The following is a 3,725-nucleotide window of genomic DNA, read 5'->3' on the forward strand; positions in this document are numbered from 1 at the left end:
AGCGCGAGAAGATCGAAGAGATCCGCGAGACCCTCAACCTCAAACCCATCTGCGAGGGCCAGTTTGCGGTGAATGGCAGTGCGCAGGACACTTCGGCTGAAGACTGCGAGCGCGTCCCCGAAAAGCAGCTTCTCAAGCTCAAGGAAAAGGACGGCACCCTCGGCCGCGTGGTGCTGGTCTATCCAAAACCCGAGCTGCGCATGAACGACGGGCGCGATCTGCTCAAGGTCGCCGATGAGGTGCGCCGCGCCGATCTCGAAGACGGCACGACGGTCTGGAGCTCGGGCGCGCCGGTGATCTTCGCCGACATGCTCAAGGCCATCGTGCGCGACGGGCCGCTCACGACGATCGTCTGCTACCTGGGCGTGATCGTGGCGATTTTCCTGAACTTCCGGAGCGTCAAAAGCACGGCCTTCATCATGCTGTTTCTGACCTACGGGTTGTTGCTGCTGGGCGGGGCGATGGGGCTGCTCGACATCAAGGTGAACTTCTTCAACTTTATCGCCATCCCCATCACCGTGGGGATCGGCGTGGACTATCACATCAACGTCTACAAGCGCTACGAGCTGGACGGCCGCCGTTCGATTGCCGACGCGGTCACCCGCACCGGCGGCGCGGTGCTGCTGTGCTCGCTCACCACGATCATCGGCTACGGCGTGATGATGCTCTCGCGCACACCGGCCATGGTGAGCTTCGGGCTCATGGCGGTCATCGGCGAGATCACCTGCCTGAGCTCGGCCCTGCTGCTCAAACCGGCGGTGCTGGTTTTGATGGAACGGAAGAGAAATTCCTGACCCAATCCCCGCTCCCCCGTGCCGGGGGAGCTGTCCGGCAAGGCCGGACTGAGGGGGTGTCCACGGCTGCGCGCAAATCCGGCAACGGACATTGCGCCGCTACGCAGCGCCCCCTCTGGCCTGCGGCCATCTTCCCCGAAGGGGGAGAGAGGGCTGTAGCCAAGCCCCTACCGCTTCTGCTGCAATCCCTCGAGCCGCCGCTGTTCCTGCTTGGCATGCAGGCACTGGGGATCGAATTTAAGCGCCTTGTCGAGGTCATTCGAGGCCAGGTCGAGTTTGCCCTGGTCCATGAAGATGCTGGCGCGGAAGGCGTAGGCGATTCCAAGACGCGGATTCTTCACCAGCGCGCGGTCGAGCATCTGGCGCGCGCGCACCTGGGTGCTCATCTCTGCCTTGTTGGTCGGATTCTTGTAGGTGGCCCAGGCCAGGTAGGCCTCGTGCTCAAGGTGGCCGGGCGCGAGCGCCATGGCCTTGCGGATCTCCGTCTCGGCCGCGGCGAAATCTCCCTCGGCGATGAGCGCGCGGCCGCCCTCGAAGGCGATGCTCGCCTGCATCCCGCCGCCGCTCTTGCGGTCCTCGGTGATGATGCGCTGCTTGGCGAGCTGCTGGTCGTAGGCGGTCTTCTTGGGCACGTCCGAGAGCGTCTCGAAGGCCTTGCCGATGATCTCGAGATATTCCTCGCACTTGCTCATCATCTCGCCGGAGCTCATCACGAACTTGTCGGGGGAGAAGCGTCCCTGCAGCTCGAAGTATTTCTTTTTGACGTCCTGGAACTTGAAGCGGTTCTTCTGCGAGCCGAAGATCTTGTAGTAGTTCGCCTTTTTCACACGCTCGAGTTCGTCGATGAGCTCGTCTTCGAGCTTGCGGGTCTCGCCGCCCATTTCCTGCTGCCGGGGCTGGGCGGCGGGTTCTTCCTCGCGCAGGTTGTCGACGAAATCGCCCAGGTCCTCTTCGAGGTCGAGTCCGAGGTCCATGACTTCGAGGCTCTCGCCCTTTGCCGCGGGGGCGCCGGGCTGTTCGGCCTGGCCGGGCAGGGTCGGCGCGGCAGGTTTCCAGAAGGGCCGAAAGGGAAAGGGCGGCTCGGCATCGGGGGCCGGGGTGCTGGAGAGGCGCACCATCCCCAGCACCATCAGCATGCGCATGAGCCGCACGGCCGCCGCGCGCTCGGTGGGGTCACTGATCGTCTCCAGCAACATGCCCAGCGGCTTTTCGCCGCCCACCTTTTCGAGGATGGGCTGGGTCTTTTCGTCGTAGGGGATGAGGTGGGCGTAGCTGTAGAACGCATCCGTGCGCACGAAGTGGTGGGGTGCCATCTTCGCCGCGAGCGCCTGCGCCTCTTCGTCGGTCCTGGCGAACTGCTTGCTGCCTTCGGCGAAGGTCGCGATCAGCGTGGGCAGTCCGAGCAGCTTGCCCAGCGCGGCGGCGGCGCCGTCGGCAGCAGCGGGCTCAAGATGCACCTGCCCCTTGCTCCAGCCAAAGCACTGCGCCAGCTCGGCCGCGGCATAGTCGCGCCGCTCGATGAGGAACTCGCCCAGCTGGAGCGCGCCCATCTGCACAAGAAGAATCTCGTCGCCGGGTTCTTTGACCCGCTGGGTGAGTGCTTCCATCTCGGGTGGCTTGAGCGCACGCGCGTCGCGCACATGATCGTGAAACGGGCGGGGCGGATGCAGCGGCGTCGCCTCGATGGGGTAGCCTTTCGAGAAAAGCACCATCTTGAGCGCGCCTGCGCCCTGGATGCGCCCGGCGCCGGTAAAGCCCTTGTCGCGCACGCGAAGCAGGAGCTGGTCGAAGCTGCGCAGGTTCTGGTCGGGGCCCCACTGCAGCTCGATGGCTTTGGGTTTGGGCGGCGGCGCCGGGGCGGCTGGCGCCGCGGGCTTTGCGGCCGGCTGTGCAGGCGCCGCCGGTGCGGGTTGCGCGGGCGCTGCAGGTGACGGTGCTGCAGGCTGGGCAGCGGCCTGGGCGGCCATCTGATGCTGGTCCACTGCGGAGACTCGCGTTCCGTTTCCGCCAAGGTATCCCTGCGCGGCCTGGCGGAAGAAGGTGAAGTTGAAGGGCATCTTGAAGTAGGGCCCGAGCTTCTGGTCGGCGCAGAGCTTGTCGACCATGGCCGGGTCTTTTACCGGCGGGCTCATCAGGCAGATCGGCAGGTCCGCCGTGGCCGCCCCGGCGCGAAGGCGCCGCACGAGTTCGGCCCCCGAGAGCTGGGGCAGGATGAGATTGGTCAGCAGCAGCCGGTATCCCCCGGCGCTGAGCTGCTTCAAAGCGCTCGCCCCGTCGCGCACGTAATCGACCGCGAGGCCGATGGCCTCGAGTTCTTTCCCGATCCGCTGCGCCAGCCGCTGGTTGGGCTCGGCAATGAGTGCTTTGTTCTGCATACCCACGGTAGCCGGGGATTCTATCCGAGCGCGGGGGCGGGGTTAAGGGGGCAAAATCACGCGGGAAATACCCCATTGGAGCGACCTGAAACGGAAACAAGAAAAATCGACCCAACTGCCCGATCAGTAGGGAACTTTGGTGACAGTGCTCACGCGGAGAGGCGTTGGTGCTTTCGTAGGGTGAAGGTTATCCGAAGCAATCGGGGGACTGGTCGATGAAACTGATTCGCGTGTTGGCAGTGTGTTTGCTGGTTGCGATGGGGGCTGTTGGTTCACCTGCCACCTCCCGGGCAAACAGTGCCGCGCCCGTTCCTTCGGTCGGCGGCGGCGCGGGCGGAGAAATCTTGCTCGTAGTTGTGGCTACTACGAGCTGTTATCTGATTGCATATCCCGTTGTGTTTGCGGTGGTGCCCTTTAGTAGCGACGAAGAGCCTGGGCTTGGTCAGACGTTGAAAGAAGTGTCGCGTGCTTGCTGGTTCCCGAACCTGAAAGATGTCGAGCTCCGACCTCCCGTGGCTTGGGAGTGCCCGCCAGAAAGCAATGAAACGAGTCGCGA

Annotated in this window: 3 protein-coding genes; 2 read left to right on the plus strand and 1 reads right to left on the minus strand. The window is 64.3% G+C overall.

What is annotated here, in order from left to right; translation table 11 throughout:
• Positions 1-794, plus strand: a 794-nt coding sequence (locus KDH09_06440) for an MMPL family transporter (GenBank protein ID MCB0219318.1), incomplete at its 5' end; no start/stop codon positions are given.
• Between the two features lie 167 nt (positions 795-961).
• Here KDH09_06440 and KDH09_06445 read toward each other — a convergent pair.
• Positions 962-3,169 (minus strand): hypothetical protein, encoded by a 2,208-nt coding sequence (locus KDH09_06445; GenBank protein MCB0219319.1) that lies wholly within the window; start codon positions 3,167-3,169, stop codon positions 962-964.
• A 215-nt stretch (positions 3,170-3,384) separates the two neighbouring features.
• On the opposite strand from KDH09_06445, the gene KDH09_06450 reads away from it, so the two are divergent.
• Positions 3,385-3,725 (plus strand): hypothetical protein (locus KDH09_06450; GenBank protein MCB0219320.1); only part of this gene is annotated, 341 nt, incomplete at its 3' end.

It is taken from the genome of Chrysiogenia bacterium, assembly GCA_020434085.1.
GTDB lineage: Bacteria > JAGRBM01 > JAGRBM01 > JAGRBM01 > JAGRBM01 > JAGRBM01.

Excerpts from the sequence above, each read along its gene's own strand:
- KDH09_06445 (MCB0219319.1), bottom strand. The coding sequence starts at position 3,169 with ATGCAGAACAAAGCACTCATTGCCGAGCCCAACCAGCGGCTGGCGCAG.